Origin of the sequence: Pseudomonas sp. NPDC087639, assembly GCF_044743385.1 — a bacterium.
Classification (GTDB): Bacteria; Pseudomonadota; Gammaproteobacteria; order Pseudomonadales; family Pseudomonadaceae; genus Aquipseudomonas.
Genome location: NZ_JBIUWI010000099.1, coordinates 6,680 through 11,479 on the forward strand (window position 1 = coordinate 6,680; position 4,800 = coordinate 11,479).

The 4,800-nt window shown below is 58.0% G+C and carries 4 protein-coding genes; all 4 read left to right on the plus strand.

What is annotated here, in order from left to right:
* A partial coding sequence (ftsH, locus tag ACIOVB_RS25625) for an ATP-dependent zinc metalloprotease FtsH (protein ID WP_401272056.1) occupies positions 1-1,853 on the plus strand: 1,853 nt, incomplete at its 5' end.
* A gap of 8 nt (positions 1,854-1,861) precedes the next feature.
* Positions 1,862-2,713: a dihydropteroate synthase gene (gene folP, locus ACIOVB_RS25630; RefSeq protein ID WP_401272057.1), complete on the plus strand. Its 852-nt coding sequence runs from the start codon at positions 1,862-1,864 to the stop codon at positions 2,711-2,713.
* A 16-nt stretch (positions 2,714-2,729) separates the two neighbouring features.
* Complete coding sequence (glmM, locus tag ACIOVB_RS25635; protein ID WP_401272058.1) at positions 2,730-4,067, plus strand: phosphoglucosamine mutase; 1,338 nt, start codon at positions 2,730-2,732, stop codon at positions 4,065-4,067.
* 65 nt (positions 4,068-4,132) lie between these two features.
* Positions 4,133-4,800 (plus strand): triose-phosphate isomerase (gene tpiA, locus ACIOVB_RS25640; protein ID WP_401272059.1); only part of this gene is annotated, 668 nt, incomplete at its 3' end.

Genomic DNA, 4,800 nt, shown 5'->3' on the forward strand with positions numbered 1-4,800 from the left:
TGAACAACTTCTCCAGCCCTAACGAGCCGCAGACCCTCAACTATTCCGACTTCATCCAGCAGGTCAAGGATGGCAAGGTCGAGCGCGTAGCGGTTGATGGCTATGTGATTACCGGCAAGCGCAACGATGGCGATAGCTTCAAGACCATTCGTCCGGCGATTCAGGACAATGGCCTGATCGGCGACCTGGTCGACAACCATGTTGTGGTTGAAGGCAAGCAGCCTGAGCAGCAAAGTATCTGGACCCAGCTCCTCGTGGCCAGCTTCCCGATCCTGGTGATCATCGCGGTGTTCATGTTCTTTATGCGCCAGATGCAGGGCGGCGCCGGTGGCAAGGGCGGGCCGATGAGCTTTGGCAAGAGCAAGGCGCGTCTGCTGTCCGAAGATCAGGTGAAAACCACTTTGGCTGACGTTGCCGGTTGCGACGAAGCCAAGGAAGAAGTTGGTGAGCTGGTTGAGTTCCTCCGTGATCCGGGCAAGTTCCAGCGTCTGGGCGGTCGCATTCCTCGCGGTGTGCTGATGGTGGGCCCTCCGGGTACCGGTAAAACCCTGCTGGCCAAGGCAATTGCCGGTGAAGCCAAGGTGCCTTTCTTCACCATCTCCGGTTCCGACTTTGTTGAAATGTTCGTGGGTGTCGGCGCGAGCCGCGTTCGCGACATGTTCGAACAGGCCAAGAAGCACGCGCCTTGCATCATCTTCATCGACGAAATCGACGCCGTCGGTCGTCATCGTGGCGCCGGTATGGGTGGTGGGCACGACGAGCGCGAGCAGACCCTCAACCAGTTGCTGGTTGAGATGGATGGCTTCGAAATGAATGACGGCATCATCGTAATCGCTGCGACCAACCGTCCTGACGTACTCGACCCTGCATTGCTGCGTCCGGGCCGTTTCGACCGTCAGGTCGTGGTCGGTCTGCCGGATATCCGTGGTCGCGAACAGATCCTCAAGGTTCACATGCGTAAAGTGCCAATGGGCGACGACGTTGCTCCGGCCGTTATCGCTCGCGGTACTCCGGGCTTCTCCGGTGCCGACCTTGCCAACTTGGTCAACGAAGCCTCGCTGTTTGCGGCTCGCGCCGGCAAGCGCATCGTCGAGATGAAAGAGTTCGAGCTGGCCAAAGACAAGATCATGATGGGCGCCGAGCGCAAATCGATGGTCATGTCCGAGAAAGAGAAGCAGAACACTGCTTACCACGAAGCTGGCCACGCTATTGTTGGTCGTGTAGTGCCTGAGCACGATCCGGTCTACAAGGTTTCGATCATTCCGCGCGGTCGTGCGTTGGGTGTGACCATGTTCCTTCCGGAAGAAGATCGCTATAGCCTGTCCAAGCGTGCGTTGATCAGCCAGATCTGCTCCCTGTATGGCGGCCGTATTGCTGAGGAAATGACCCTCGGCTTCGATGGTGTGACCACCGGTGCTTCCAACGACATCATGCGTGCCAGCCAGATTGCGCGGAACATGGTGACCAAGTGGGGCCTGTCGGAAAAACTCGGTCCGCTGATGTATGCCGAAGAAGAGGGTGAAGTATTCCTTGGTCGCGGCGGCGGTGGCCAGGCTGCAAGCTTCTCCGGCGAGACAGCCAAACTGATCGACTCCGAAGTGCGCAGCATCATTGATCAGTGCTACGGCACTGCCAAGCAGATCCTCACAGACAACCGTGACAAGCTTGATGCCATGGCTGATGCGCTGATGAAGTACGAAACGATTGATGCCGAGCAGATCGACGACATCATGGCTGGTCGTCCGCCTCGCGAGCCTCGCGACTGGTCGGGAGGCACTGGTACGCCGCCGCCTCCGGTTGTTCAGGATGAGCGTCCGGAAACACCGATTGGCGGTCCGGCTGCTGACGTTTAAGGTTTTTAATGACTTCTGTACAGTCCCTGACCCGGTTGCCTTGCGGCAACCGGGTTCTTGATTTGGCCCGGACGCATGTCATGGGTATTCTCAATGTCACTCCCGATTCGTTCTCCGATGGCGGCCGCTACAGCCAACTCGACGCGGCCTTGCGCCATGCCGAGTCTATGGTTGCGGCTGGTGCGACGCTGATCGATGTGGGTGGTGAGTCCACTCGTCCCGGCGCGCGAGCGGTTTCGCCGCTGGAAGAGCTAGAACGCGTGGCGCCAATCGTTGAGCTGATCAATCGCGAACTCGATGTAATTATCTCGGTAGATACGTCGACCCCCGCCGTGATGCGCGAAACTGCGCGGCTGGGCGCGGGTTTGATCAACGATGTGCGGTCGCTCCGGCGCGATGGCGCACTGGATGCGGCGGCGGCAACGGGTTTGCCGGTCTGCCTCATGCATATGCTCGGTGAGCCGGGTGATATGCAGAACAATCCGCAGTATCAGGATGTCACGCGGGAAGTGGGTGAGTTTCTCGCTGAGCGCATGGCTCAATGTGCGCTGGCGGGTATCCCCGCAGACCGGATCGTTCTCGACCCGGGCTTTGGCTTCGCCAAAACCCTGCAGCACAATCTAAGCTTGTTCAAGCATATGGAAGCCCTGCATGCGCTGGGGCGGCCATTGCTGGTCGGTGTTTCACGCAAGAGCATGATCGGCCAGGCGCTTAATCGCCCGGTAGGTGAGCGTCTGCATGGTGGTCTGGCACTCGCGGCACTGGCATCTGTCAAAGGCGCGCGTATATTGCGCGTCCATGATGTAGCGGAGACGGTGGACGTGGTGAGAATGATCGCGGCCGTCGAATCAGCCGAATAAGAATGATGGAGCACTTATGAGCAAGAAATACTTTGGTACTGACGGCATTCGTGGCCGAGTCGGGGTATACCCGATTACTCCTGACTTCATGCTTAAACTCGGTTGGGCTGCTGGCATGGCGTTCCGCAAGATGGGCGCGTGCAAGGTGCTGGTCGGCAAGGACACGCGAATCTCCGGCTACATGTTCGAATCGGCCCTTGAGGCTGGCCTGACATCGGCAGGTGCTGATGTGATGCTGCTCGGCCCAATGCCGACGCCGGCGATTGCTTACCTGTCGCGCACGTTCCAGGCTGAGGCCGGAATTGTAATAAGCGCTTCGCACAATCCGCACGATGATAACGGCATCAAGTTCTTCTCCGGTAAAGGCACCAAGCTGCCGGATGAGCTGGAGCTGATGATTGAGGAGTTGCTCGATACGCCAATGACCGTGGTTGAGTCGAGCAAGATCGGCAAGGTTTCGCGAATCAACGATGCGTCCGGTCGTTACATTGAATTCTGCAAGAGTAGCGTGCCGACAGGGACCAACTTTTCCGGTCTCAAGATTGTCATCGACTGCGCCCACGGTGCTACCTATAAAGTTGCCCCAAGCGTTTTTCGTGAGCTTGGCGCGGAAGTTGTCGTGTTGTCGGCCCAGCCCAATGGTCTGAACATCAACGACAACTGTGGCTCAACCCATATGGGGCAGTTGCAGGCGGCCGTCCTGGCTGAGCACGCTGATCTGGGCATCGCTTTTGATGGCGATGGCGATCGGGTTCTGATGGTCGATCACACTGGCACAATCGTTGATGGTGATGACTTGTTGTTCATCATTGCGCGTGATCTGCATGAGCGTGGCAAGTTGCAGGGTGGCGTGGTCGGTACTCTGATGAGTAACCTCGGTCTGGAATTGGCCCTCGCTGAACTTTCGATTCCATTTATTCGTGCCAATGTCGGCGACCGCTATGTGATAGCCGAGTTGCTGGAGCGCAATTGGCTGGTCGGTGGTGAGAACTCGGGGCACATCGTTTGCTTCAATCACACCACGACTGGCGATGCGATCATCGCTGCACTGCAGGTGCTGATGTCGCTCAAGACGCGTAATCAAGGTCTGGCGCAAGCCCGGCAAGCACTGCGCAAGTGCCCTCAGGTGCTGATCAATGTGCGTTTTGGTGGTGGCGAAAGCCCGCTGGAGCATGCGGCTGTCAAGGAAGCCAGTGCGCGTGTAACCCAGGCAATGGCGGGGCGCGGCCGTGTGCTTTTGCGCAAGTCCGGCACAGAGCCTCTGGTGCGCGTAATGGTCGAAGGCGAGGATGAAGCTCAGGTTCGCAGTTACGCCGAAGAACTGGCAAAACTAGTAACTGAAGTTTCTGCCTGATTCGGCTTGCAAGCCATGATTGTGTTGGGTAACATCTGCGCCCACTTTGACCGACGAGGTACAGCATGCGTCGCCCTATGGTAGCTGGTAACTGGAAGATGCACGGTACCCGCGCCAGCGTCGCTGAGCTGATCAACGGCCTTCGTCATCTGGCCTTGCCTAGCGGTGTTGATGTCGCGGTATTCCCGCCTTGCTTGTATATCAATCAAGTGGTTGATGGCTTGAAAGGCAAGTCGATTTCGGTCGGCGCGCAGAACTCTGCGGTGGAATCCATGCAAGGTGCGTTGACTGGTGAGATTGCGCCGAGTCAGTTGGTGGATGCAGGTTGTTCCCTGGTACTTGTCGGGCATTCCGAACGCCGTCAGATAATGGGCGAGCGAGACGCAATGCTGAATCGCAAGTTCGCAGCGGCACAGGCATGTGGCTTAATCCCGGTGTTGTGCGTAGGGGAGACCCTCGAGCAGCGCGAAGCTGGTAAAACTCTTGAGGTTGTCGGGCGTCAGCTGGGCAGCATCATCGAGGAGCTGGGTGTAGGTGCCTTTGCCAAGGCAGTCATTGCTTACGAGCCTGTCTGGGCCATTGGTACCGGACTGACTGCGACGCCGCAACAGGCTCAGGATGTGCATAAAGCCATTCGTGAGCAGTTGGCGGCAGAGAATTCTGAAGTCGCACGAGGTGTGCGGCTTCTATACGGCGGCAGCGTGAAGGCGGCCAATGCGGTCGAACTGTTCGG